This window comes from Mediterraneibacter flintii (assembly GCF_055387595.1).
On record NZ_AP031405.1, the window covers coordinates 1,216,528 to 1,240,497 of the forward strand.

Consider the following 23,970-nt stretch of genomic DNA (forward strand, 5'->3'; position numbering starts at 1 on the left):
AGAGGAGAATACGAATGAAAGTATTGATTGTTGGAAGCGGAGGAAGAGAGCATGCCATTGCGTATTCTGTGGCAAAGAGTGAGAGAGTAAGTGAAATATACTGCGCCCCGGGAAATGCAGGAATCGCCGAATATGCGCAGTGTGTAGAGATTGGAGCGATGGAATTTGAAAAGCTGGTAGTATTTGCAACAGAAAAAGAAATCGATCTGTGTATTGTGGGAATGGACGATCCGCTGGTAGGCGGGCTGGTGGATGAGATGGAAAAAGCCGGTATCCGCACGTTTGGCCCAAGAAAAAATGCTGCGATATTGGAGGGCTCCAAGGCATTTTCTAAAAATTTGATGAAGAAATATCACATTCCAACTGCGGCGTACGAAAATTTTACAGATCCAGAGAAAGCACTTGCGTATCTGGAGACAGCGAAATTTCCGATTGTCTTGAAAGCGGACGGCCTTGCACTTGGAAAAGGAGTATTAATCTGTCAGAATTTAGAAGAGGCAAAAGAAGGCGTAAAGACGATCATGCTGGATAAGAAATTTGGAACTGCCGGCAATGAGATGGTGATCGAGGAATTTATGACAGGGAGAGAGGTATCTGTTCTTTCCTTTGTAGATGGAAAAACGATCAAGACTATGACCTCAGCCCAGGATCATAAACGTGCCGGAGACGGGGATACCGGTTTAAATACCGGAGGAATGGGGACATTTTCTCCAAGCCCGTTCTACACAAAAGAAGTAGAAGCATTTTGTGAGAAATATATTTATCAGCCTACTGTAGATGCGATGGCAGCAGAAGGGCGTCCCTTTAAAGGGGTTATCTTCTTTGGTCTTATGCTGACGGCAGAAGGCCCGAAGGTGCTGGAATATAACGCTCGTTTTGGGGATCCGGAGGCACAGGTCGTACTTCCGCGAATGAAAAATGACATGATCGACGTAATTGAGGCATGTATAGACGGTACACTGGATAAGCTGGAGCTCCAGTTTGAGGACAACGCTGCTGTCTGCGTGGTACTTGCCTCTGACGGGTATCCGGTGAAATATGAGAAAGGCTTTCAGATAGAAGGTCTGGAGAAATTCAAAGGCCAGGACGGATATTATTGTTTCCACGCGGGAACGAAAAAAGAGAACGGAAAAATCGTGACGAATGGCGGACGTGTGCTCGGTGTGACTGCTAAAGGAAAAGATTTAAAAGAGGCGCGTGCAAATGCGTATAAAGCGACAGAGTGGATACAGTTTGACAATAAGTATATGAGACAGGACATCGGTAAGGCGATTGACGAGGCGTAATGGAAGAATTATTGAGGCAGGCGCTGCCGTTTTGGGAAAATTTGACAGAGAAAGAGAAAAGAAAACTGGTCTCTAAGACGACAAGGTCTTCTTGCGTGAAACATTCGCTCCTCCATTTTGGCGGAGGAGAGTGTGCCGGCGTCCAGGTGCTCGAACAAGGCAGGGCGCGTGTGTTTATTACATCGCAAAACGGCGGGGAAATTACTTTGTTTCGTCTGCTGGAGGGTGATGTGAGTATTCTGAGTGCTGCATGTATGCTGAATGGAATGGATATTGAATTGGATATGGAAATGGAGACAGATACGATTCTCTGTACGATCCCAAAGTCTGTTTATAAAGAGTTGTATGACGCCAACAGTGCTGTGAAGGATTACACAGTAGAAATGATTTCCGAAAAATTTTCCGATGTGATGTGGCTGTTTCATCAGTACGTATTTTCAAATGTGGCATCTCGGCTTGCCGGTTCCCTTTTGGAGCATCGGGCATTAGAAAAACAGGATGTATTCTCCATTACCCACGAGGCGCTGGCAAAAGATGTAGGTACTGCAAGAGAAGTAGTAACCAGACTTTTAAAGCAGTTTCAGACGGACGGGCTAGTGAAGTTGACAAGAGGAAAAATAGAACTTTTGGATGTCAGGCGTTTAGACAAAATATAGTAGAAGAATTTCCTGTAAAATGTGATTTTGTCACAGACATTTTTCTATATTGTGGTATACTAAGAGCATAACAAAGGCAATCTATTCATACAGATTGTCAGAAACTTAAAAAGAAATTCCTTAGTATAGAGGAGACAGGAGGATTAGAAATATGGCAGTAATAAAATTGACAGAGGCAAATTTTGAACAGGAAGTAATGCAGTCAGATAAACCGGTATTGATTGATTTCTATGCAGACTGGTGCGGGCCATGCCAGATGATGGGGCCGGTTGTAGAAGAAATCTCCAACGAAGTGACAGATGCAAAGGTATGCAAGGTCAATATAGATGAAGAGATGGCGATTGCACAGAAATATAGCGTGATGAGTATTCCTACTTTCGTGGTAATTAAAAACGGAGAAGTCATTGCAAGGGATATGGGAGCAAAACCCAAAAGCGCTGTGCTGGAAATGTTAAAATAATTGTGACTTAAACTGGTATTATTAAAAGAAACAGACAGAATCCATATCAAGTACACATGTAAGAGTATGAGATGGGATTCTGTCTGTTTTTAGCTTTCTTAATTATAATGGTATGATTTTCGTAGCAATATTTTGCGTGAAGGTATGGTCGTGTTCTATGAAGAGGAGTGTAGGCTTGTACTTTAACAGAAGTTCTTCCAACTGCATACGGGAGAAAATATCAATAAAATTAAGGGGCTCATCCCATAAAAACAGGTGTGCTTCCTGGCATAAGGAGGACGCCAGCAGAACTTTCTTCTTTTGGCCTTCACTGAACACCTCCATATGTTGTTCAAATTGACTGCATAGCATCCCAAAATGAGCCAGAACCGTTTTAAATAAAGCCTCATTGATATTTGCTTTTTCAGCAAAGTCTGGGATAGTGCCTTTTAGGAAGGAAGTATCTTGTGGAACATAAGATATTTTCAAACCGGAAGCAATAGTATAGTTTCCTTGAAAAGGAATTAATTCCCCGGTGAGAAGCCTCAAAATACTTGATTTACCGCAGCCGTTTTTTCCTGTCAGGGCAATGCGGTCTCCTGCATGGAGTTCCAGCGTGAGTGGAGTAAATAGAGGTTCCTGGTCATAAGTGACAGTAAGCTTTTGTAAGGACAATAATCTGTCTGTATGGAAGGGAATCGGATTGAGTTTTAGCGGGGGAACTTTTTCTATATTTTTAAGTAGCCCTCTTTTTTCAGTCAAAGCAGTCTGCTGACGGGCTTCTAACGATTTAGCCCGTTTCATCATCTTGGCGGACTGGTGTCCAATATATCCACGATCAGGGCGTAAGCCGGCGATGCGCGTTCCGGTTTTTGTCTGTTCTATTTTATCCGCCCAGCGTGCTGTCTGTTTCGCTGCAATATCCAGTTTTCGGATATCTTTTTTTAGTTTTGCGCTTCGTTCTTCTTCCAGATGATCCGCTGCCTGTTTGTTGGCATACCAGGAAGAAAAATTTCCTTTTTGTACTTCTATATTTTGCCGGTTGAGCACAAGTACGTGGTCAATACAGGCATCGAGAAATGCTCGATCGTGGGAGACAAGAATGAATCCTTTCTTAGAAGAAAGATAATCTGCTACCTTCTGCCGCGCCTGCGCGTCTAAATGGTTCGTGGGTTCGTCAATAAGCAGAAATGTATTTTCTTTCAGAAAAAGAGCCGCGAGAAGTACCTTCGTCTGTTCTCCCTGGCTGAGTGTGCAAAAAGGACGGTAGAGAATGTCTTGCGGACATGCTCCCATCTGATTTAACTCTTTGGAGATCTGCCATAGTTCCATATCAGGATTCAAACGTTCTAGTATATAGAAAGTAATGTCGGAAGGATTTTCCACAGAAAATGGGAAATATGCAAAATCTTCAGAAGTATGAATACTGCCGCTGTATGCATATTGTTTCATCAGCAGTTTTAAGAAGGTTGTTTTGCCTCTGCCGTTTCTTCCGATAAATCCAAGTTTCCAGTCTATATCAAGCTGAAAGGAGACATGATCGAAAAGAAGATTGTAACTGTTTTCATAACAAAAAGTTAGTTCGTTTATTTGTATGACGGACATAGAATTGTACCTCCAATCTTAAAAATAGCAAAAGGAACCGCAGAAAAGTCTCTTTCAGCGGTTCCTTTCGATTACAGAGCTTATACAGGAGCATACAAGACTCCTGCCAAAGTAAATCCAAATAAATGAAAGAACTTTCCTGCGCTGGCACAATAAAAAATGGCAGACTTTCGCCTGGAATTTATTGTACACATGTGATTAACAGGAAAGTTTCTTCATCTTTTCATCTCCAATCTTACAAAAAGCAATAAAAATGATAATTACTGCTTTTCTATTTCTTTTTTAATAAACGGAATATATTGCTTTTATACGCCGCCTTTATAGTAACAGAGAAGTAAAGGAGATGTCAATGTGTCTTTTTGGACTTGGGCAGAGCAGGGGGCAGACAGAAAATAATATTCTGGGGTTTGTTTCTATGGTATAATAAGCTGGCAAGGAGAGAGTTCGTGTACACGCCGGTGTGTGTCCTTGTAAAGAGAGGGTATGGGTTAAAATTTTTATTTTATGTACAGAAAAATGTACAGGAGGTCTTTATGTCATTACAGTTTATTTTCGGAAATTCAGGCAGCGGGAAATCCTATTATCTATATAACTATATTGTAAAGGAGTCCATAAAGCACCCTGACAGGAATTACCTGGTGATTGTGCCGGAGCAGTTTACAATGCAGACGCAGAAGGATTTATGCCTCATACATCCGCGGGGCGGGATTATGAATATCGACGTATTAAGCTTTGCGCGTCTCGCACATAGAATATTTGAAGAAATGGGAGCAGGCAGACAAAAAATACTGGATGATGAGGGGAAAAATCTGATCTTAAGAAAAATTGCCGGAAATTACGAGCAGGAGTTGAAGGTACTTAGAGGAAATTTAAAAAAACAGGGGTATATCAGTGAAGTGAAGTCTGTTATTTCAGAATTTACCCAGTACGGAATTGGCGTTGAAGCGTTAGATTCACTGTTGGAGACTCTGGATATGCATAGTTACTTATACTATAAGTTGCAAGATATACGTCAGGTATATGAAGGCTTTGAAAGCTATCTGGCAGATAAATATATAACGAAGGAAGAACTGCTTGACGTATTAAGTGGTGTGGCCAGAAAATCTAAGATTTTAAAAGATAGTGTCATAGCGCTGGACGGCTTTACCGGCTTTACTCCCGTACAGGACAGGCTTCTGGGAGAACTGCTTGGCGTTTGCAGGAAGCTTCTTATAACAGTAGAGATGGATCAAAGAGAAAATCCGTTTATTTACCGGCATCCATATCAGCTTTTTGCCTTGAGTAAACAGATGGTTGCTTCTCTGACAGAGATTGCGCGCAGAAATCAGACCGAAATAGAGGAACCGGTTACCCTTTATGAGAAACCAATTTATCGATTCCGTCAAAATCCGGCGCTCGGGTTTTTGGAGGCTGAATTATTCCGTTATTCTAGAAGGCGGTTTGAGAAGGAGCAGGATGCAGTAAGTCTGCATGCAATCAGAAATCCGATGGAGGAAGCCAAGTTCGTGGCAGCCAGAATAAGAAGGCTTGTGCGTCGAGACGGATACCGTTACAAAGAAATGGCGGTAATATGCAGTGATATGGAGGTATATGCATCTCACTTAGAGAAGGCATTTCAAACGTATGAAATTCCGTTTTTTATGGATCACAAGAAGAGTATCCTCCAGAATGCGTTTGTAGAATATATCAGAGGATTGCTTTCCATGGTGGAACAAAGCTTTACGTATGAGAGTGTATTCCGGTTTTTGCGGACAGGATTGACAGATTTTACGAAAGAAGAGACGGATAAACTGGAGAATTATGTGCTGGCGGTAGGAATAAAAGGGTGGAAAAAGTGGCAGGAAGTGTGGGCGAGGTGTACGGTTTTGATACAAAAGGAGGAGCTTTCCTCCTTGAATCATCTGCGCGTCCGGTTTGTAGAGCAGCTTGAAAATTTGACATTTGTTTTAAAACAGAGGAGCAAGACAGTAAGAGACATAACACAGGCAGTATATGAATTTCTTGTGCAGGAAAATATGCAGGAAAAGCTAAAAGAGCTGGAGCAGAATTTTCAGAAATCAGGAGAGCTGGCGCTGGCGAAAGAATATTCCCAGGTTTACCGGATTACACTGGAATTATTTGATAAATTTGTAGAGCTGTTGGGAGATGAGAAAATCTCGCTAAAGGAATATTGCGAGCTCTTAGATGCAGGGCTGGAAGAAGCAAAGGTAGGCGTTATTCCTCCAAGCCTGGATCAAGTTGTGATTGGAGATGTGGAACGGACAAGGCTTAAAAATATAAAAGTATTGTTTTTTACAGGGGTAAACGACACGCTGCTTCCGGGAAATCTCGGCGCGGGAGGACTTCTTTCAGAACGGGACAGAGAACGCCTTCAGAGAGAGAAAATTACTTTGTCTCCGGGAGCGAAGGAAAAAACATATATACAAAAATTTTATTTATATATGAATCTGACGAAACCAACCGAAAAACTGATTCTCTCTTACAGTAAAGCTTCAGCGGATGGAAAGTCTCTGCGTCCGGCATATCTGGTACAGGATATACGAAAGCTCTTTCCGGCCCTTCAGATCATGGAGGAAGAAGAGGGAATTCTGAAAAAAGAACTGACAAAAAAGACAGGGCTCTCCTGCCTGGCAGAAGGATTACGGGAAAGGAAATCAGGGATAGACAGAGAGTGGAAGGAGTTGTATAGCTGGTACGTTCGGGAAGAGAAGGACGAGGTAGAAAATGTATTAAATGCTGCCTTTTACCGGCATGGAAAAGAAAAACTTACGGAAGAACAGGCGCGGCTTTTATACGGAGAGAAGCAGATACCCAGTGTAACCCGCTTAGAAAAGTTTGCAGCCTGTGCGTATGCACACTTTCTGTCCTATGGACTTAAGATCTCCGAGAGGGAGGAATACCGGTTTGAAGCTTTAGACTGGGGAAACATTGCACACCGTTCTATGGAACGTTTTTCGAGAAAAGCGCAGGAAAGAAACCAAAATTGGAAGGATATAGACGAAGAAACAAAAGGACGGCTGGTTGAAGAGAGTGTGGAGGAGAGTATTCTGGATTATGGAAATACGGTGCTTTACAGCTCTGCGCGGAATGAATATCTGATTACGCGTATTAAAAAGCTGATTCGGCGTTCTGTGTGGGCTCTTACAAAACAGATGGAGTGCGGGGATTTTGTTCCCAGTGGATATGAATTAAATTTCGGCAGCGGGAAAATTGACAGGATAGATACGTGCGAAGAGGATTCTAAGGTGTACGTAAAGGTGACAGATTATAAGACAGGGATGAAAAGTTTTGATATTACAGCATTTTGCCATGGGCTGCAGCTGCAGCTTCCCGTATACCTAAATGCGGCATTAGATGTAGAGAAGAAGAAAAATCCAGGAAAAGAAGTAATTCCTGCTGGAATTTTTTATTACCGTATGCAGGATCCGATCGTGGAGAAGGAAGAAAATGAGGAAAAACTGGAAGAAAAGCTTTTAAAAGAGCTGAAGCTGGATGGAATTATCAATGCGGATGAGGAAGTTCTAGAGCACATGGAGCATGATTTAAAAGGAACCTCCCGTTATTTCCCTATTGGAAGAAACAAGGATGGGGGCTTAAGCAAAAATTCCAGAGTATTGTCTCCGGAGGAGTTTTCTCTATTTTTGGATTATGCAGAAGAGTTAAAGAGGCATATCTATAAAACTATGCAAAGTGGAGAGACGACAGCCGCCCCTTATGTGCTGGGAACAGATACCGGATGTGATTACTGTGCGTATCATGGCATCTGTGGTTTTGATCCGCGCGTAGAAGGGTGTGAATACCGGAGGTTGGAAAAGTATTCCAAGGAAGACGCGCTGGAGCAGATGAAAAAAGCAGGAGGAAAGACAGATGAGCGTAACATGGACACAGGAACAGCAGAAAGTAATTGAGCTTAGAAATCGTAATATTCTCGTTTCTGCGGCAGCAGGCTCAGGAAAAACGGCTGTTTTAGTAGAACGTATTATAAAAATGCTGACTGCACAGGAAAATCCAATAGATGTGGACAGACTGCTGATTGTGACGTTTACAGAGGCGGCTGCCGCAGAGATGAAAGAGAGAATCCGCGAGGCAGTGGAAAAAGAATTGGAAGTACAGCCGGAAAATGTTCATTTGCAAAGACAGGCAACATTGATTCACAGCGCCCAGATAACAACGATTCACAGCTTCTGCCTGTCTGTTATACGAGAACATTTTCACGTGATAGATATGGATCCAGGCTTTCGAATCGCGGAGGAAGGAGAATTAAAGCTCTTAAAACAGGACATTTTAGAGAGACTGCTGGAAGAAGAATATGAAAAAGGAGAAAAAGATTTCCTCGCATTTACAGAAAAATACAGCAGCGGACGCAGCGACAGAAAGATTGAGGAGCTGATATTAAAGCTGTATGAATATGCATGCAGTTATCCGCAGCCTGAAAAATGGCTCCAAGAGTGTACAGAAGCCTATCATTTGGAGGCGGCCAAAGACGAAGCAGGAAATAAAGAAGGAGCAGAAGTATTTGAAAAGGCGAAAAAGCAGGTGAAAAAGTATCTTTTTGATATAAGTGAGACGCAAAAGCAGGCTTTGCTGCTCTGCCAGGAGGCGGACGGGCCATATATGTATGCTTCTATGCTGGAAAGCGATATAGAAGGGCTGGAAGAAGCTCTTAAGGCAGAGACTTTCGAGGCGGTTAGCGGTAAAATAAAAGGGCTTGCCTGGAAACGGCTTTCTCCTAAGAAGGATGATTCCGTATCAGAAGAGAAAAAAGAACAGGTAAAAAATATGCGGGAACGTGTGAAAAAGCAGGTGAACAAGTTAAAAGAAATGTTTTTCTATGATGCGGCAGAAGAACAGATGCTGGACATGCAAAAGACTTATGGCTCCGTACAGATATTAGTTGATTTGGTATGCCGGTTTGCAAAAGCATTTGCGGAGGCTAAAAGGAGCAGAAATGTGATTGACTTTCACGATATGGAACAGTCTGCGCTCGCGATTCTGACGGAAGAAAAGAATGGTGCGCTGTGTCCTTCAGAAGCGGCGAAAGAATACCAGGAACAGTTTGCAGAAGTGATGATAGATGAGTATCAGGACAGCAATCTGCTTCAAGAGACGATACTGACCAGTGTATCCCGTATGGGACAGGGGAAGAACAATCTTTTTATGGTAGGGGATGTGAAACAGAGTATATACCGGTTCCGGCTTTCAAGACCGGAGCTGTTCATGGAAAAATATGATACGTACAGTACAGAAGAAGGAGAAAAACAGAGGGTAGATCTGCACAAAAACTTTAGAAGCCGCGCCGAAGTGTTGGAAAGCGTAAATTTTCTGTTTGAACAGATTATGAGAAAGGAGTTAGGAGGCGTTGCCTACGATGAAAACGCAGCCTTGTATCCTGGAGCAGACTATCGTCCACAGACAGATGCGCAGGGAAATACCCTTTATCAGACAGAATTGCTTTTGTTCGATAAACAAGACGAACAGATACCGGGCGGCGATGAAAAGGAAAAGGAAGCCTATCTGATTGCCGGAAGGATAAAAGCACTGCTGAGAGAAGGAAGGGTGTTGGATAAGAAAAGCGGAGAATACAGGCGGCCGCAGTACAGGGATATGGTCATTCTGACAAGAAGCATAAAAGGCTGGGCGAAGGAATTCGCGGATATTCTGGTAAAAGAGGGAATACCGGCATATTCGGCGAGCAGGGAAGGCTATTTTGAAACATATGAGGTAAGCGTGCTTTTGGATTATTTGAGGATTCTGGACAATTTTAGGCAGGATATTCCTCTCGCGGCGGTGCTTGCATCTCCATTTTGCAGGTTAAATGCCAGAGAGTTGGCAGAAATAAAAACAGCATTTCCAGAGCTTACATTCCATGAGGCGGTATCTGCCTGGATGGAGGAGAAAGAAAAGCGTAAAGGGACAGGGAAAGAGGACGGTACATTAAACGAGAAGCTGGAGAAATTTTTCGCAGATTATGAGAAATTCAGAGAAATGGTTCCATACACGCCGATCCATGAGCTGCTCTGGAGAATCATGGAAGATACCGGATATGGAATTTTTATGGAGGCAGTACCCGGGGGCGGGCAGAGGAAGGCAAATCTGCATATGCTGGCAGAGAAGGCAGCAGCATTTGAGAAGACCAGCTATAAGGGGCTGTTTAATTTTGTACGTTATATCGAGCAGTTGAAAAAATACGATGTGGACTATGGAGAAGCGAGCATAGAGGATGAACAGGCAGATACAGTGAGGATTATGAGTATACACAAAAGTAAGGGACTGGAATTTCCCATTGTTTTTGTCGCCGGTATGGGTAAGAAATTTAATATGCAGGATATGTCAGGGGGGATTGTCATCCATCCGCAATGGGGAGTAGGAATGGATGCGGTAGACCTGGACAGAAGGACAAAGGCTCCGTCCTTTCTTAAAAAAGTGATACAAAATGAAGTGCTGCTTGAAAATTTAGGAGAAGAGATGCGGGTTTTGTATGTGGCTATGACCAGGGCAAAGGAAAAACTGATTCTGACCGGCAGTCTGTCTCATGCAGAGGAGACCTTAGAAGAGGAAAAGCAAAGAGCAGAGTTGACAGGCAGAAAGAAAGAACGGATACCTTTTCTGGAGCTGGCAGAGGCGAAAAGTTATCTGGACTGGATACTGCCTGCCGTATTGATAAAAGAACAGAGGCATCCGATCCTGGTCAGACAGCTCAAAGGGGAAGAATTGGCCTTAGAAGAGCAGACAGCAATACAGGCGGAAGAGCTGGCTTTTGATGTGTTAAAGCATTGGGATGTGCAGAAAATATATGTGCCAGAATATAAGGAAGAGCTTGCAAGGCAGCTTTCCTTTGCCTATCCGTACGAAAAGGAAGGAAAACTGAAATTAAAATTTACAGTTTCAGAGTTAAAAAAAAGAAGCGCTCTGGAGGAAGAAGCCGGAGAAGTGCTGTATGAGGAGGCGGATGCCGTTCCGCTGGTTCCGCAGTTTTTAAAAGAGGAAGAAGAATTAAAGGGAGCTTCCAGGGGAAGTGCGTACCATAAATTTTTAGAACTGCTGGATTTTGCGGCAGAATATGACAAAGCAAGCCTGGAGAGATATATAGAAGAACTAAAAACAGAAGGAAGACTTGAAAAAGACATGGCTGCGTGCATCCGGCCGGAGGATATTCTGGCTTTTTTGCAAAGCGAGAGTGGAAAAAGGATGTCCCGGGCGGCAAAAAAACAGAAATTATATAAAGAACAGCCCTTTGTTCTGGGGATAGAGGCGAAGGAGATATACCCTGAAGAAGATGCAGAGGAGACAATTCTCGTACAGGGAATTATCGATGTGTATTTTGAAGAGGAGGACGGACTGGTCGTACTCGACTATAAGACAGATAAAGTGCGTGCTGCGGGGGAGCTTAAGGAAAAATACCATGCACAGCTGGAGTATTATGCACAGGCTTTAGAACGGCTTCTTAGAAAACCGGTGAAGGAAAAAGTGATTTATTCCTTTACGCTCCAGGAGGAAATACAAGTATGAACGGTGTTATTTTTTATCTCGGGCTCGTAAATTTTTTTGCCTTTGTACTGTACGGGGCAGATAAGAAAAGGGCGGTGGAACATGCGTTTCGGATTCCAGAGAAGACGCTGCTTTTTATAGCCTGTATCGGAGGCGCTTTGGGCAGTCTTATAGGAATGTTTTTCTTCCGGCATAAAATACGTAAGCCAAAGTTTTTTCTTACCGTTCCTATTCTTTGTATCGTACAGGGAATATGTTTCGGGATGTATTTTATTGATGGCACATTCTTTTATAAATAACATTGACATATAATATTATACGGTGCATAATATCTGTAAAGAAAGGCGTAAGGAAAGGGAGAGCCGTCATGGTTTTTAATACAGGAGCAGCGCTTCTGGATGCCGTTGTACTGGCGGTTGTATCCGGAGAGGCAGAAGGAACATACGGATATAAAATTACACAGGATGTAAGGAATGTGATGGATGTATCAGAGTCCACCCTGTATCCGGTTTTACGGAGACTTTTAAAGGATGGATGTCTTACAAGCGAGGACAGGCAGTTTGACGGCAGAAACAGAAGATACTATAAGATAACAGACAAAGGCAGAGAAAAACTCGGAATCTATAAAGAGGAGTGGAGAATATATTCCAGTAAGATCAATGCGATATTTTTAGGAGGAATTTAAGATGGGAACGAAAAAGTTATACCGTTCAAAAACAAATAAAATGCTCTGCGGTGTATGTGGTGGGATTGGCGAATATTTCAATGTAGATCCTACGCTGATAAGACTGCTGTTCGTAATTTTTGGATGTACTGGTTCAGGAGTGCTGGTGTATATTATTGCGGCCATTGTCATACCACAGGAATAAGAAAACAGAAAATGCAGGAAAGGTGCAGAGAGAAAGCCCGTTCAAAATGTAATATTTTGAATGGGCTGTTATTTTTGTGGCAATACTTCAGCAAAAAGAAGAAAGAAGGATTGCCATGGCAAAGAAAAAGGAAAAACCGATAGATTTGAAAAACCTGGAACCAGAAGAGAAGATAAAATATGAGATTGCAGAAGAATTAGGGCTGCTGGATAAAGTGCTGGCAAATGGCTGGCGTTCCTTGACATCCAAAGAGACTGGAAGAATCGGAGGGCTTGTGACAAAGAAAAAAAGAGAAGTAAAATCTTAGAACATAGTCTGTCTTTAGAGAAATTCACGGTTTTTCTGCTGATAAATATTTTTCGGTACGGCGAAAACCGTGGATTTTTTGTATTTGCGAAGATAGCAGAACAAAAACCCAAAAAGCGGGAGTCTTTACAAAAGTATACATATCTGCTAAAATATTACGACTGGGGAGAAAGTTCATGGGTGATAAGAATGAAAGAGACAATCAATATATTTGATGTGAATATGCACAGCTTCACTGCAAAAGAAGCGATGAAGCGGGTCATAGAATATCTGGGGACGGAATCCCTTCATACAATAGAAATTGTGACAATGGACATGCTCTTAAAGGAGCAGGACAACGTACAGTGGAAAGAGAAAATTGGAACAATGGATCTGGCACTTCCCGGGGAACAGGAAATTCTTGTGGCTGCAGAGGTACAAGATCGGAGTTTGATACGGGAGGCAGATGACAAGGTATTTCTGAAATTGTTTTTAAAATACCTTCAGAAGAATAGAAGAAGAATTTTTCTTTTAGCGGACAGTGAAGAAGTATTGGAGTCCTTGAAAGAAGAAATACGGCATTACCACAGAGGGATTGTGATTACGGGTGGTGCTGCTTTGCCGGAAGACGCAGGGCAGGAAGAAAAAGTAATCAATGAAATCAACGGGACAGAGACAGACTGTCTGGTTTCCGTACTCTCCTCCCCCTGGCAGGAACAATTTATAGCGGGACAGAAAGCATTGCTGAATGTGAAATTATGGATGGGGTGCGGCACCCTGCTTATGCAGAATTATACGGATAAAAAAATGCGTGGAAGGCTGAAAGAATTTTTTTTGAAGAAATTATTCCGTTACAGAGTGGAAAGACAGAAGAAGGAAAACTAGTTTTTAAGCAGGCTTTTGTTAAACTTGTATATATGTAAAAATGTGAATTTTTTGTAAAAATTATTGGGAAATGCCTAAAAATAATAGATTTACTCTTTCTTTTTTTGCTGTTTTGCCTTAATATAGTATTTGTATATGTGTGCATGCGTTTTTTGCGGGATAGGGATTTTGTGAAAAATGCACATGGAATTAGGTGGACGAGTGGAGGAAAAAAGTATGATTTCGAATCAGATACTTCAAAGCACAATTGAAGGATTAAAGGGTATTTCCAGAATTGATTTCTGTGTATTGGACACAGAGGGGAAAATACTTGCCGCTACATTTGAAGAAGGGCCTAAGTTTGAAAATGCGGTACTGTCATTTGTGGAATCTCCTGCGGACAGTCAGGTTATCCAGGGTTGCCAGTTTTTCAAAATTTTTGATGAACAGCAGTTAGAATATGTACTCCTGGCGGACGGAGAGAGTGAAGATGTCTACATGGTGGGAAAGATTGCGGCATTCCAGATACAAAGCCTTTTGGTAGCGTATAAGGAAAGATTCGATAAAGATAATTTTATCAAAAATCTTTTGCTGGATAACCTTCTTTTGGTCGATATTTATAACCGAGCAAAAAAATTACATATTGACACAGAAGTAAAACGTGTTATCTTTATTATTGAGACATCACACGAAAAAGACAGCGCAGCGCTTGACAATGTCAGAAATCTTTTGGGCGGGAAGTCAAAAGACTTTATCACAGCGGTAGATGAGAAAAATATCATCGTCGTGAAAGAGCTTTCGGAGAAGGATGGCAGCAGGGAACTGGATAAAATGGCGCGGGATATGCTGGAAACGCTCAAAGCAGAGGGAGGCGATGAGCGAATTCACATAGCATACGGAACGGTAGTAAACGATATTAAAGAGGTTTCTAAATCCTATAAAGAAGCAAAGCTTGCGTTGGATGTAGGGAAGATATTCTTTGATGAAAAGGATATTGTGGCCTACAGTACACTGGGGATTGGGCGCTTGATATATCAACTTCCGATTCCACTGTGTAAGATGTTTATAAAAGAGATTTTTGAGGGGAAATCTCCGGATGATTTTGATGAGGAGACATTGACGACTATCAACAAGTTTTTTGAAAATAGTCTGAATGTATCAGAAACGTCCAGACAGCTTTATATTCACAGAAATACTCTTGTATACCGTTTAGATAAGCTACAGAAGAGTACAGGACTTGATCTTCGCATTTTTGAGGATGCGATTACATTTAAGATTGCTCTTATGGTAGTAAAATATATGAAGTATATGGAGTCATTGGAGTACTAAGGAGTATGAATAATTAGGAGGAGCATATGATTGAATTAAGAAATGTAACGAAGGAATACTCTAAGGGGAATGCTGCCCTGAACGGAGTATCCGTGAAGATCGAACAGGGAGAGTTCGTATTTATCGTTGGGGACAGCGGTTCTGGAAAATCCACGCTGATTCGGCTGATTATGAAGGAGTTGAACCCGACAGACGGCACAATCATTGTAAACGGACAGAACCTGAATCGAATGAAGCATCGTCACATTGCTAAGTACAGAAGAGGCCTAGGGGTTGTCTTTCAGGATTTCCGACTTCTGAAAGACAGAAATATTTATGAAAATATTGCTTTTGCACTGCGTGTTACGGAGACACCAACAAGGATTATCAAGAGAAAGGTACCGGCGGCGTTATCTCTTGTGGGACTTGCACAGAAGTACAAGTCATTTCCAAAAGAACTGTCAGGGGGAGAACAGCAGCGTGTCGCGATAGCAAGGGCAATTGTAAATGAACCTGCAATTTTGTTGGCAGACGAGCCGACTGGAAACCTGGATCCGACAAACTCATGGGAGATTATGAGTCTTTTGAAGGAGGCAAACGAGCGTGGAACGACAGTCCTTGTCGTGACACATAACCAGGAGATCGTAAACGAGATGAACGAACGTGTTATTACGATGAAACAGGGCGTAATCGTTAGTGATGAACAAAAAGGTGGGTATATAGATGAGAATTAGTACATTAGGATACGTAGGAAAACAAGGGGTTAAGAATATCTGGAGAAACAAGATGTTTTCGCTCGCATCCGTTGCGACGATGTCAGCTTGTATTTTTTTGTTTGGGTTGTTCTTTTCAATCATCCTGAATTTTCAGTATATTATAAGAACAGCAGAGGAAGGAGTTGCCATCACTGTGTTCTTTGATGAGGACACAACAGATAAACAGATAGAAGAAATCGGAGATAAATTAAGAGAGAGAGACGATGTTTCCGAAGTGAATTATATCTCAGCAGAGGAAGCGTGGGAAAGCTATCAACAAGAATATTTTAAAGATAAACCGGAGTTGGCGGAAGGCTTTGCAAATGATAATCCGCTTGCAAATTCTGATCACTACGAGGTATATATGAAAACATCGGAGGACGCAGGAGATCTGACGGCAAGAAGCAAGTCACTTGCCTCCACGCAGCAGGATCTTGTAAAATTTGCGAAGAGTCTGGACGGCGTTAGGCAAGTAAATAAATCCGATGTGGTGGCAAATACACTGACCAGTGTAAATAAGCTGGTAGGATATGTATCCATAGCGATTATCGCGATTTTGTTTGGTGTTTCTATCTTCCTGATAAGCAACACAGTTACGATGGGAATCACAGTCCGTAAAGAAGAAATCGCAATTATGAAATATATCGGAGCGAAAGACTTTGTGGTCCGGTCGCCTTTCGTAATCGAAGGGTTGATTATAGGACTCTTTGGAGCAATTATTCCATTGTCGCTTCTTTATGTGCTGTATGAAAAGGCTGTACTGTACATCATGGAGAAGTTCAGTATTCTGCAAAATATCATCAGTTTTCTTCCGGTATCAGATGTGTATAAATATCTGCTGCCGATAGGAATTGTTCTTGGTATTGGAATTGGATTTATCGGAAGTTTCTTCACAGTGCGCAAGCATTTGAAAGTATAGGAGGCAGCTATGGGACGAAAGAGGAGTATAATAAGCGGGGTACTTGTTTTTGTAATGAGCGTCGGGATGGTAATGAATGTAAATGCAACTACGATAGAGGACGCACAGAAAAAAGCAGAAGAATTAGAAGGACAGAAAAGCGCGGCGGAGGCAGAGAAAAATTCTCTTACCACGCAGTTGAATGACATTGTCGAGGACATGAATGAGACGCAATCGAAGATGACGAAGAAGCAGAGTGAAATAGAAGAAGCGGAAAATGATCTGATTGCGGCAAAGGTAGACGAAAACCAGCAGTACCAGAGCATGAAAAAGCGGATTCAGTTCATGTATGAAAACGGCGATACAAAGATTCTTGAAGTAATGATGGAGAGTCAGACTCTGGGAGAATTTTTAAATAAAGCGGAGTATGCGTCCAAGATGTCTGATTATGACAGAGAGAAGTTAGAAGATTTTCAGGATATTGTAGCAGAAGTAGAAGAAAAAGAACAGACGCTTCAGACAGAATATGATGAATTAAGCGACCTTCAGACAGAACTGACGGCGAAGCAGACAGAGGTAGAGGCATTGCTCGACAGCAATGAGGTTCTTCTAGCAGATTTAGACGCGCAGATTGGAGATAATGCGGAAACACTGGAAAAACTGCTCGCGGATGCAGAAGAAGCAAAAAGGATTCAGCAGGAGCAGGCGGCTTCACAGTCACAGGGCGGAGGCTCATGGACACAGCCGGGTGAGAATGTAGTGAGTGGAAATGGATATTTTACACATCCATGCCCGGGGTATAGTTATCAATCTAGTTATTTTGGGGAGATTCGTGAATTTGAGGTCGGTGGACATAAAGGGCATGATTATGCGGCACCGGAAGGAACACCTACATATGCGGCAGCAGCAGGAACAGTCATAATCGCAGGATATAGTTCAAGTGCGGGCAACTGGGTGGTAATCGACCATGGAAACGGCCTGACGACAAAATATATGCACCACAGCTCTTTATGTGTTGTGCAGGGGCAGTACGTAGAAAAAGGACAGCAGATTGGCTGCGTGGGGACAACAGGACAGTCTACAGGGCCGCATCTTCATTTCCAGGTAGAAGAAAATGGAGTGGCAGTGAATCCGGATAAATATATGTAAATTACAGAAGGAAAGATATGAGGGAAGGACAAAGCAGAGAAAATACTCTGCTTTGTCCTTTGTATACTGACAGAAGCTTGGAACAGCATTGCTCGTATTAGTGAAAAGGAAATATAGTAAGAAAGCAGGATGAAAAGATGAAAGAGGATAGAAAATTTTTAAAAGGAATGTTCGCCGGAGCAGTAGTAGCTCTACTTGTGATTGGATGTATCTGGGGTGCGTGGAAGATAATTCCAGGCATGATGCCGGAGAAGGGAGAGGCACAAGGCTCTCTTACAGATGATAATAAAGAGATTGAGCAGAAGCTGGAACAATTGGGAAAATGGATAGACGCCTATTATCTTTACAGTGATGAGATAGATGGAGATGCTCTGGTAGATGGGATTTATTCAGGGTATGCACAGGCCCTGGGAGATCCATATACGGAATATTATAATGAACAGGAGACAAAAGAGCTCTTAGAAACAACGTCCGGTAAATTTTTCGGCGTGGGCGCCACGCTTACGCAAAACCTGACAAGCAAAGAGATTGTGATTGTGAGCGTGTACGAAGACTCACCTGCCGCGGATGCAGGTCTTCGGGCAGATGATGTTTTATATCGGGTGGATGATCATGTGATAGCAGATGAGAGCCTTACAGAGGTTGTTTCATGGATCAAAGGGGAAAAAGGTACAACAGTCGATTTATATGTAAAAAGAGATGGAGAAGAGGTAAAGCTGACTGCTGTGCGGGATGAGATAGAGGCGCAGACTGTCGAATATGAGATGAAAGACGGCCAGATAGGCTATATCGCAGTAAGCGAATTTGATGAAGTGACCTATGAGCAGTTCAAGACAGCACTTGAAGAGCTTGAATCGCAGGGAATGCAGGGACTGGTGATTGATTTGCGCAGTAATCCAGGAGGAAATCTGGACACAGTGACCGAAATGCTGAAACTGATTCTGCCGGAGGGCACGATTGTGTCTACCAAAGATAAATACGGAAATGAGGAGAAAATTACTTGTGACGGGAAGCATACATTCACAAAGCCGCTGGCAGTGCTTGTGAACCAGTACAGTGCGAGTGCGTCTGAAATATTTACAGGTGCAGTGCAGGACTATGGCATTGGAACCATTGTAGGAACAACAACGTATGGAAAAGGTGTAGTGCAGCAGTTAATCGACTTGGAGGACGGAACCTATTTGAAACTGACGATAGCAGAATATTATACACCGAGTGGAAGAAGTATCAATGGAACTGGAATTACACCAGACATTGAGGTGGAATACGAGGTGAATGCAGAGAATCCAGAGGCAGACAATCAGCTTGAAAAAGCGCTGGAAACAGTGCGGACAGAATTAAGTGGAGAAGAATGAATCCGCAGTGAAATTTTATTTGAGAGAAATGTTTGAGATTGTTTCTAAACAAACAGATGGAAGTACAGAGGAGGCAGAATATAAGATGCGTTGGGAAGAGATGTGCATTTAGCAATAAAGATGTCTAAAAATGATATTAAAAAGCCTGTGATGCATATTAAAAGTCTGTTAAGAGTATTGCAAAAAAGGCATGAATTGGAGTATAACGGAAAAATCGAAAGCACATATATTTCTCTAGACAGGGAATTCAAAACGGAAGGGAATGGTACAAAATGGGGTGAAAACAGAAAAAGCAAAACAGTTTGCGACAGATATATTTTTTGACATTGCCGGCAGCATTTTATATTCGCTGGGAATCTATACGTTTGCCAAAACGGCAAATTTCGCGCCAGGAGGAGTATCAGGTCTTGCATTGATTATCAACCATTTGTGGGCGCTGCCGATTGGTATAACAACGCTGGTAATTAATATTCCGCTGGTTATTTTAAGCTGGCGTATTGTTGGAAAACGATTTTTAATCAAGACGGCGCGCAGCATGATTTTCTGTACAATTTTTCTAGATGTTGTCTTTCCGCATACACCGTCCTATACAGGCTCGCCTCTGATGGCAGCGCTGTACTCAGGTGTCTGCCTGGGAGCAGGAATGGCGCTGTTTTACATGCGGGGCTCTTCTTCCGGCGGAACGGATTTTCTTACGATGTCTATCAAAGCACTTAAGCCGCATTTTTCTTTAGGGACAGTGACAATGGCAATTGATTTGATTATTATTCTGCTTGGGTGGCCGGTGTTTGGAAATATTGATTCTGTTCTGTATGGTTTGGCGGCGACCTTTGTGACATCGGTAGTGATTGATAAGATTCTTTACGGCATGGGCTCTGGCACCTTGCTGATTATTATTACAGATCATGGGCAGGCGGTTGCAGAGAAAATAGGCGAAAGTATCGGCAGAGGATCTACAGCTATTCAGGCGCGTGGTACATATACAGAGGCACAAAAAGAAGTATTGCTGTGTGCGTGCTCTACTTCTCAGGCATATACGGTGAGAAATACCGCCCATGAGGCAGATCCAGACGCATTTGTGATGGTGACAGAGACGAGCGAGGTTTTTGGAGAGGGGTTTATCGAGCGTAAATAGCCCCTTGTACACCGACACTAAGAAGCTTTTTGGATAAAAAATAAGTCTGTTCTTCTGAGGGAATAAATTTTCCAGATTTTACACATACTGATTTCACGGCAGCTCAAGCTGTCGGTGGGAAAGGTAGGAGAACAGGGAAGATGACAGGAAAGAAAAGGGACGCAAAGAAGCTATGTCTGGATATATTGTATGATATTGCAGGAGGAACCCTGTATGCCGCGGGAATTTATACATTTGCAAAAAATGCAGAATTCGCGCCGGGAGGAGTGTCCGGACTTGCTCTGATTTTAAACCATTTATCAGGGCTTCCTGTCGGAACAACAACGCTTCTTTTAAATATTCCGTTGATTGCAGTCAGTTATAAACTGGTCGGCAAACGGTTTCTTATGAAATCGGCTGTATCCATGCTGGTTTCGAATATCATTCTGGATGGAATTTTCCCCTTTACTCCGGCTTATACAGGCTCCCCATTTTTGGCAGCATTGTATGCGGGCGTCTTTCTGGGAACGGGAATGACGCTGTTTTATATGCGGGGATCTTCTTCAGGGGGGATCGATTTTCTGGCGTTGTCAATTAAGAAAAAGAAACCACATCTTTCTATCGGTACCTTGATTATGCTGATAGACCTGGTAATTATCTTGCTTGGCTGGCCGGTATTTGGAAATGTAGATGCCGTATTGTACGGGGTGGCTTCTACTTTTGTGTGCACAGTCGTAATTGACAAGGTGCTGTATGGTACAGGGGCAGGGTCACTTGCGATTATCATAACTGGCAAAGGCAAAGAGACAGCAGAGAGAATTGGAGAGATAAACAGAAGAGGAACGACGGCGATTCAGGCACTTGGAACCTACACAAATACAAGAAAAGATGTACTTTTGTGTGCGTGTTCCAAGTCTCAGGCTTACGCCGTTAAAAACGTAGTACATGAAGTAGATCCGTGTGCTTTTTTAATGTTTACGGAGACAAGCGAAGTGTATGGAGAGGGATTCAGAGAGAATACTCCATAATATAATCATCCATGATATACCCGCCGCCAATGTCTGCTTCTTGTTCATCGATTGTCTGGAAGCCTAGATGACGGTAAACTGCAAGGCTTCCATCGTTATGTTTGTTGCAGGTAAGCCAGATGGCACAGAGCCCTCTTTCACGGCAAATATTTTTTAAAAACTGAAAGGTCTGTGTGGCGAGATGCTTTCCGCGAACTTCTTTTTTCAGATAGAGCTTGCTTAAAAAGAGGCGGTTCTCTTCCGGATGAATACCGCAATATCCACAGAATTCTCCGGTAAAATATATCTGATAATACTCATATCCATTTTTTAGCTGCTCTGTCAATGCGGAGTAAGACTGAAACTTATCTACCATATAATTGACCTGTCCTTCCCCGATAATGGGAGTGAAATGTTCATGCCAGATTATTTCGGCAAGCCTGGCGATCTCTTTTATCTGTGTATCATTCTTTACTTTTTTCATCATAAAGTTTTCCATGAGAAATCTCCTTCTTATAAATGTATTTCGCACATTTTCGCGCCAAAGTACGGCTGCGTCAGCAGCTTGTTTTCCATTTACGCGCAGTGTGCATCACGTATTTTACGCCTCCGGCAGGCGAGCTTCGCCCGATAAAGTACAATTTATTATAGCATGTTAAAAATAAAGTTTATAGATATTTAATAAATTTTACGGTTTTATTAGCACTCTAAATGAAAGAGTGCTAATTTTTTGTTGACATTTAAAATTGACTGTATTAGAATATTTTTTAGACATGAATGAAAGTATTTTATGGAAAGAGGAGTGTTATATATGGCGACAAAAAAGGGTAATTTATCGATTGACAGTGAGAATATATTTCCAATTATCAAAAAATGGGTATATTCGGATCACGACATTTTTTTCCGCGAGCTGGTGTCCAATGGCTGCGACGCGATTACCAAATTAAAAAAGCTGGACATGATGGGCGAATACGAACTGCCGGAAGATTATAAGGCAAAGATTGAGGTGATTGTTAATCCGGAAGAAAAGACATTGAAATTTATTGACAATGGTCTTGGAATGACAGCGGACGAGGTAGAAGAATATATTACGCAGATCGCGTTTTCAGGCGCAACACAGTTTTTGGAAAAATATAAGGACAAAACGACAGAGGATGAAATGATCGGGCATTTCGGACTAGGTTTTTATTCTGCATTTATGGTCGCAGATGAAGTGCAGATCGATACGTTGTCCTATCAAAAGGATGCTGTACCGGTGCACTGGGCCAGCCAGGGAGGTACGGAATATGAGATGCAGGATGGCAATAAGACGACGGTTGGAACAGAGATTACCTTGTTCTTAAACGAGGACAGCCTGGAATTTGCAAATGAATACAGGGCAAGAGAAGTCCTCGAAAAGTATTGCTCTTTTATGCCGGTGGAAATCTTTTTGTCCAAGGCGAATGCAGAGCCTCAGTATGACACGATTGATGAAGAGGACGTACTTGAGTCAGATACTGTGGTAGAGCATATTACGGAAGAGCCAAAAGAGGGAGAAGAGGGCGAGCCGAAGAAGAAGGCGAAAATTGTAAGGCGTCCGGTGTCTATCAGTGATATACATCCTCTTTGGGGAAAGAATCCGAGTGAGTGTACGAAAGAAGAATATATAGAATTTTATCGGAAAGTGTTTATGGATTATAAAGAACCGCTGTTCTGGATCCATCTGAACATGGATTATCCGTTTAATTTGAAAGGGATTCTGTATTTCCCGAAAATCAATATGGAGTATGAATCCATAGAGGGAACAATCAAGCTGTATAATAACCAGGTATTTATCGCAGACAATATCAAAGAAGTGATTCCAGAATTTTTGATGGTGTTAAAAGGCGTGATTGACTGTCCGGATCTTCCGCTGAATGTATCTAGAAGTGCTCTGCAAAACGACGGTTTTGTAAATAAAGTGGCTGATTATATTTCTAAAAAGGTAGCAGACAAATTAACCGGAATGTTTAAGACGGACAGAGAAAATTATGAGAAATACTGGGATGACATCAGTCCGTTTATCAAATTTGGATGTCTGAAGGATGAAAAATTCGGTGAAAAGATGAAAGATTCTATGATTTATAAGAATCTGGAGCACAAATATTTAACACTGGAAGATATCATCAAAGAAAACGGCGGTTCTGCAGCAGAACCAGAGGAAGAAAAAGAAGTACAGGACAATGCAGAACAGGCAGAAGCGGCAGATAAGGAAGAAGAGAAAAAGACGAATATTTACTATGTGACAGATGAAGTACAGCAGAGTCAGTATATCAATATGTTTAAAGCACAGGGACAAGACGCTGTGATTCTGACACATAATATTGATTCTGCCTTTGTAAGCTATCTGGAACAGAAACATACGGATGTGCGTTTCCTGCGGATTGACGCTGATGTGCATGCGTCTATGAAAGATGAAGTGTCTGAGGAAGAAAAAGAGCAGTTCCAGAAGACAACGGACAGCTTAGTTGAGATTTTTAGAAAAGAATTGAACAATGATAAGCTGGACGTAAAGGTAGAAAAATTAAAGGATGATAATGTCGCTTCTATGGCAGTTCTTTCAGAAGAAAACAGAAGAATGGAAGAAATGATGAAAATGTATGGAATGAGTGGCATGGATATGAGTGCATTTGGAAGCAAGGCAACACTGATTTTAAATGCGAATCATCCGCTTGTAAAGTTTTTGGTAGAACATAAGCGCAGCAAGAATGTTTCGATTATATGCAAGCAGCTTTATGATTTGGCAATGCTTGCACATAAGCCTTTAAATCCGGAAGAAATGACAGCATTTGTACAGAGAAGCAATGAAATTATGCTGCTGCTGACAAAATAGAATCTAATATCCGCCATATCAGTAATGGTATGGCGGATATT

Annotated in this window: 20 protein-coding genes; 18 read left to right on the top strand and 2 right to left on the bottom strand. The window is 42.1% G+C overall.

The features are described 5' to 3' along the window. Positions 1–14 precede the first annotated feature (14 nt). The 3 genes from purD (at position 15) to trxA (ending at position 2,402) form a co-directional block, all read left to right on the top strand. On the top strand, positions 15–1,286 hold the full coding sequence (gene purD / locus ACZ5C4_RS05835; protein WP_464520164.1) for a phosphoribosylamine--glycine ligase: 1,272 nt from the start codon (positions 15–17) through the stop codon (positions 1,284–1,286). Next, a complete protein-coding gene (locus ACZ5C4_RS05840) occupies positions 1,286–1,942 on the top strand; it encodes a Crp/Fnr family transcriptional regulator (protein ID WP_464520165.1) in 657 nt (218 codons plus the stop codon). Before purD ends, ACZ5C4_RS05840 begins: the two co-directional genes overlap by 1 nt. Before the next feature lie 151 nt (positions 1,943–2,093). Further along, positions 2,094–2,402, top strand: coding sequence for a thioredoxin (gene trxA / locus ACZ5C4_RS05845; protein WP_464520166.1), 309 nt, complete (start codon positions 2,094–2,096; stop codon positions 2,400–2,402). 102 nt (positions 2,403–2,504) lie between these two features. Here the strand turns inward: trxA and abc-f are convergent, their stop codons facing one another. Continuing rightward, entirely contained in the window at positions 2,505–3,986 is a 1,482-nt protein-coding gene (abc-f, locus tag ACZ5C4_RS05850) for a ribosomal protection-like ABC-F family protein (protein ID WP_464520167.1), read from the bottom strand. Positions 3,987–4,519: 533 nt separating this feature from the next. On the opposite strand from abc-f, the gene ACZ5C4_RS05855 reads away from it, so the two are divergent. The 14 genes from ACZ5C4_RS05855 to ACZ5C4_RS05920 all read left to right on the top strand — a co-directional run bounded on the left by ACZ5C4_RS05855 (position 4,520) and on the right by ACZ5C4_RS05920 (position 21,099). Next, positions 4,520–7,894, top strand: coding sequence for a PD-(D/E)XK nuclease family protein (locus tag ACZ5C4_RS05855; protein ID WP_464520168.1), 3,375 nt, complete (start codon positions 4,520–4,522; stop codon positions 7,892–7,894). Next, entirely contained in the window at positions 7,854–11,495 is a 3,642-nt protein-coding gene (gene addA / locus ACZ5C4_RS05860) for a helicase-exonuclease AddAB subunit AddA (protein ID WP_464520169.1), read from the top strand. Before ACZ5C4_RS05855 ends, addA begins: the two co-directional genes overlap by 41 nt. Continuing rightward, the gene (locus tag ACZ5C4_RS05865; RefSeq protein ID WP_464520170.1) at positions 11,492–11,773 is read left to right on the top strand and encodes a DUF1294 domain-containing protein; all 282 of its coding nucleotides are present in this window, start codon (positions 11,492–11,494) and stop codon (positions 11,771–11,773) included. Before addA ends, ACZ5C4_RS05865 begins: the two co-directional genes overlap by 4 nt. 68 nt (positions 11,774–11,841) lie before the next feature. Then, positions 11,842–12,159, top strand: coding sequence for a PadR family transcriptional regulator (locus tag ACZ5C4_RS05870; protein WP_464520171.1), 318 nt, complete (start codon positions 11,842–11,844; stop codon positions 12,157–12,159). A gap of 1 nt (position 12,160) precedes the next feature. Further along, positions 12,161–12,343, top strand: coding sequence for a PspC domain-containing protein (locus ACZ5C4_RS05875; RefSeq protein WP_464520172.1), 183 nt, complete (start codon positions 12,161–12,163; stop codon positions 12,341–12,343). Positions 12,344–12,458: 115 nt separating this feature from the next. Then, positions 12,459–12,650, top strand: coding sequence for a small, acid-soluble spore protein, alpha/beta type (locus tag ACZ5C4_RS05880; RefSeq protein ID WP_186875265.1), 192 nt, complete (start codon positions 12,459–12,461; stop codon positions 12,648–12,650). A 188-nt stretch (positions 12,651–12,838) separates the two neighbouring features. Continuing rightward, a complete protein-coding gene (locus ACZ5C4_RS05885) occupies positions 12,839–13,513 on the top strand; it encodes a WecB/TagA/CpsF family glycosyltransferase (protein WP_464522308.1) in 675 nt (224 codons plus the stop codon). Positions 13,514–13,729: 216 nt separating this feature from the next. Further along, positions 13,730–14,821 carry a PucR family transcriptional regulator gene (locus ACZ5C4_RS05890; protein WP_186875264.1) on the top strand — a complete coding sequence of 364 codons (1,092 nt, stop codon included), beginning with the start codon at positions 13,730–13,732 and terminating at the stop codon, positions 14,819–14,821. Positions 14,822–14,847: 26 nt separating this feature from the next. Then, positions 14,848–15,534, top strand: a complete 687-nt coding sequence (ftsE, locus tag ACZ5C4_RS05895) for a cell division ATP-binding protein FtsE (protein WP_464520173.1) — start codon at positions 14,848–14,850, stop codon at positions 15,532–15,534. Then, a complete protein-coding gene (gene ftsX / locus ACZ5C4_RS05900) occupies positions 15,524–16,474 on the top strand; it encodes a permease-like cell division protein FtsX (protein WP_464520174.1) in 951 nt (316 codons plus the stop codon). Before ftsE ends, ftsX begins: the two co-directional genes overlap by 11 nt. A gap of 9 nt (positions 16,475–16,483) precedes the next feature. Continuing rightward, entirely contained in the window at positions 16,484–17,602 is a 1,119-nt protein-coding gene (locus ACZ5C4_RS05905; protein WP_464520175.1) for a murein hydrolase activator EnvC family protein, read from the top strand. A gap of 137 nt (positions 17,603–17,739) precedes the next feature. After that, positions 17,740–18,957, top strand: coding sequence for a S41 family peptidase (locus ACZ5C4_RS05910; protein ID WP_464520176.1), 1,218 nt, complete (start codon positions 17,740–17,742; stop codon positions 18,955–18,957). Positions 18,958–19,219: 262 nt separating this feature from the next. Continuing rightward, on the top strand, positions 19,220–20,092 hold the full coding sequence (locus ACZ5C4_RS05915) for a YitT family protein (protein ID WP_464520177.1): 873 nt from the start codon (positions 19,220–19,222) through the stop codon (positions 20,090–20,092). A gap of 140 nt (positions 20,093–20,232) precedes the next feature. Continuing rightward, positions 20,233–21,099, top strand: coding sequence for a YitT family protein (locus ACZ5C4_RS05920; protein ID WP_464520178.1), 867 nt, complete (start codon positions 20,233–20,235; stop codon positions 21,097–21,099). Here ACZ5C4_RS05920 and ACZ5C4_RS05925 read toward each other — a convergent pair. Continuing rightward, positions 21,080–21,577, bottom strand: a complete 498-nt coding sequence (locus ACZ5C4_RS05925) for a GNAT family N-acetyltransferase (protein ID WP_464520179.1) — start codon at positions 21,575–21,577, stop codon at positions 21,080–21,082. The two genes, ACZ5C4_RS05920 and ACZ5C4_RS05925, sit on opposite strands and share 20 nt — an antisense overlap. A 312-nt stretch (positions 21,578–21,889) precedes the next feature. Here ACZ5C4_RS05925 and htpG point away from each other — a divergent pair, with 312 nt between their 5' ends. Further along, positions 21,890–23,929, top strand: coding sequence for a molecular chaperone HtpG (gene htpG, locus ACZ5C4_RS05930; protein ID WP_464520180.1), 2,040 nt, complete (start codon positions 21,890–21,892; stop codon positions 23,927–23,929). Positions 23,930–23,970 lie beyond the last annotated feature (41 nt).

Bases quoted from the DNA above. Each gene is read 5' to 3' on its own strand.
- ftsE (WP_464520173.1), top strand. From the start codon at position 14,848: ATGATTGAATTAAGAAATGTAACGAAGGAATACTCTAAGGGGAATGCT.
- addA (WP_464520169.1), top strand. From the start codon at position 7,854: ATGAGCGTAACATGGACACAGGAACAGCAGAAAGTAATTGAGCTTAGA.
- purD (WP_464520164.1), top strand. From the start codon at position 15: ATGAAAGTATTGATTGTTGGAAGCGGAGGAAGAGAGCATGCCATTGCG.
- ACZ5C4_RS05880 (WP_186875265.1), top strand. From the start codon at position 12,459: ATGGCAAAGAAAAAGGAAAAACCGATAGATTTGAAAAACCTGGAACCA.
- ACZ5C4_RS05865 (WP_464520170.1), top strand. From the start codon at position 11,492: ATGAACGGTGTTATTTTTTATCTCGGGCTCGTAAATTTTTTTGCCTTT.
- ACZ5C4_RS05910 (WP_464520176.1), top strand. From the start codon at position 17,740: ATGAAAGAGGATAGAAAATTTTTAAAAGGAATGTTCGCCGGAGCAGTA.
- trxA (WP_464520166.1), top strand. From the start codon at position 2,094: ATGGCAGTAATAAAATTGACAGAGGCAAATTTTGAACAGGAAGTAATG.
- ftsX (WP_464520174.1), top strand. From the start codon at position 15,524: ATGAGAATTAGTACATTAGGATACGTAGGAAAACAAGGGGTTAAGAAT.
- ACZ5C4_RS05885 (WP_464522308.1), top strand. From the start codon at position 12,839: ATGAAAGAGACAATCAATATATTTGATGTGAATATGCACAGCTTCACT.
- abc-f (WP_464520167.1), bottom strand. From the start codon at position 3,986: ATGTCCGTCATACAAATAAACGAACTAACTTTTTGTTATGAAAACAGT.
- ACZ5C4_RS05915 (WP_464520177.1), top strand. From the start codon at position 19,220: ATGGTACAAAATGGGGTGAAAACAGAAAAAGCAAAACAGTTTGCGACA.
- ACZ5C4_RS05870 (WP_464520171.1), top strand. From the start codon at position 11,842: ATGGTTTTTAATACAGGAGCAGCGCTTCTGGATGCCGTTGTACTGGCG.
- ACZ5C4_RS05855 (WP_464520168.1), top strand. From the start codon at position 4,520: ATGTCATTACAGTTTATTTTCGGAAATTCAGGCAGCGGGAAATCCTAT.
- ACZ5C4_RS05920 (WP_464520178.1), top strand. From the start codon at position 20,233: ATGACAGGAAAGAAAAGGGACGCAAAGAAGCTATGTCTGGATATATTG.
- ACZ5C4_RS05875 (WP_464520172.1), top strand. From the start codon at position 12,161: ATGGGAACGAAAAAGTTATACCGTTCAAAAACAAATAAAATGCTCTGC.
- htpG (WP_464520180.1), top strand. From the start codon at position 21,890: ATGGCGACAAAAAAGGGTAATTTATCGATTGACAGTGAGAATATATTT.
- ACZ5C4_RS05890 (WP_186875264.1), top strand. From the start codon at position 13,730: ATGATTTCGAATCAGATACTTCAAAGCACAATTGAAGGATTAAAGGGT.
- ACZ5C4_RS05840 (WP_464520165.1), top strand. From the start codon at position 1,286: ATGGAAGAATTATTGAGGCAGGCGCTGCCGTTTTGGGAAAATTTGACA.
- ACZ5C4_RS05925 (WP_464520179.1), bottom strand. From the start codon at position 21,577: ATGGAAAACTTTATGATGAAAAAAGTAAAGAATGATACACAGATAAAA.
- ACZ5C4_RS05905 (WP_464520175.1), top strand. From the start codon at position 16,484: ATGGGACGAAAGAGGAGTATAATAAGCGGGGTACTTGTTTTTGTAATG.